This window comes from Asaia sp. VD9, from assembly GCF_037150015.1.
Taxonomy (GTDB): Bacteria; Pseudomonadota; Alphaproteobacteria; order Acetobacterales; family Acetobacteraceae; genus Asaia.
In genome coordinates, this window is record NZ_JBBCQM010000038.1 from 1 (window position 1) to 1409 (window position 1409).

At 58.1% G+C, this 1409-nt stretch carries 1 protein-coding gene; it reads left to right on the forward strand.

The annotated features are described in order from the left end of the window. Nucleotides 1-91: 91 nt before the first annotated feature. A complete protein-coding gene (locus WFJ47_RS16450; RefSeq protein WP_336718774.1) occupies nucleotides 92-1129 on the forward strand; it encodes an IS110 family transposase in 1038 nt (345 codons plus the stop codon). Nucleotides 1130-1409 lie beyond the last annotated feature (280 nt).

A 1409-nucleotide genomic window follows, 5' to 3' on the forward strand; every position in this document is an offset into this window, starting at 1 on the left:
AGATGGGGTGGATGGCTCCCGATCACGGCATCTATAGTGCCAAAGGTGAGGACGCCATCTTTGCGTACCTCTGATAGTGGAGCCATCCGAGATGACGATTACCACGATTGGTTTGGATCTGGCCAAGAACGTCTTTCAGGTGCATGCCGTGGACGAGGCAGGTACCGTAGTGGTGCGCAAAGCGCTGCGGCGGGTGCAGGTCATGCCGTTTTTCGCCAGGCTTGCCCCATGTTTGATTGGCATCGAGGCATGCGGGACATCCCATCACTGGGCACGCGAACTGCAAAAACTCGGTCATGAGGTCAGGCTCATGCCCCCGGCCTACGTCAAAGCCTATGTGAAACGCGGCAAAACCGACGCTGCTGACGCCGAAGCGATATGTGAGGCCGTCACACGACCGACAATGCGTTTCGTGTCCGTGAAATCACGCGATCAGCAAGCGGCACTGTCGCTTCATCGTGTACGCTCCCTCGTCGTCAAACAGCGCACACAACTCGTCAACATGGCGCGCGGCCATCTGGCCGAGTTCGGCGTATGCATCCCGCAGGGTATCGGAAATGCCTTGCATCTTCTTCAACAATCGCTCGACGGCAATAGCGGGCTCGATCTGCCTGAACCCGCACTGGCTATGCTGCAGATACTGGCAAGACAGGCACTCCTCGCGCACGAACAGGCACGCGATATCGATCGTCAGTTGCAGGCCCTGTATCGGACCGACGAGATCGCACGACGTCTGGGCACAATACCCGGTGTCGGGCCTGTCGGGGCAACAGCTTTCGCGGCCACCGTAGCTGATCCGGCCCAGTTCAAGTCCGGGCGACAATTTGCAGCATGGCTGGGACTGACACCCTTGCAGAATTCGAGCGGAGGTAAGGAACGCCTGGGACGAATTACGAAGATGGGAGACAAATATCTTCGCAAGCTTCTGGTTGCTGGGGCCACAGCTCTGGTGAAGCAGTTCAGGATCCGTCCCGATCGCGTCCCGCCCACCTTTGCGGCCCTGCTGGCGCGTAAACCGATGCGTGTGGCGACAGTCGCCATGGCCAACAAAATAGCACGCATCATATGGGCGCTGATGACACGTGGCGACGCCTATCAGGCAAACCACGTGCCGGCGATCGCCGCATAATCGGGAAGACAGACAAATAACGGGATCGGTCGGTTCACCCCGACCGAAGGAGGTTGCAGGAGCGACGCGACATGATGGCGATATCGGTCAGGCCGAGAACAGAGACAACCCACTTTGTGTCCGAGGCGTCATAGCCTGAGTTTTAGAACGGGACTTTGTTCGCGGAACCCATCAGGGCCAGCAGTCCAAAACCGACTGCGCAAACAGGCCGGACAGAAGACTGCTCCTGATCAACGTCAGTGTGTCATTTTTCTCTTGCAACACGGGAGCCATCCACAGA

Excerpts from the sequence above, each read along its gene's own strand:
- WFJ47_RS16450 (WP_336718774.1), top strand. The coding sequence starts at position 92 with ATGACGATTACCACGATTGGTTTGGATCTGGCCAAGAACGTCTTTCAG.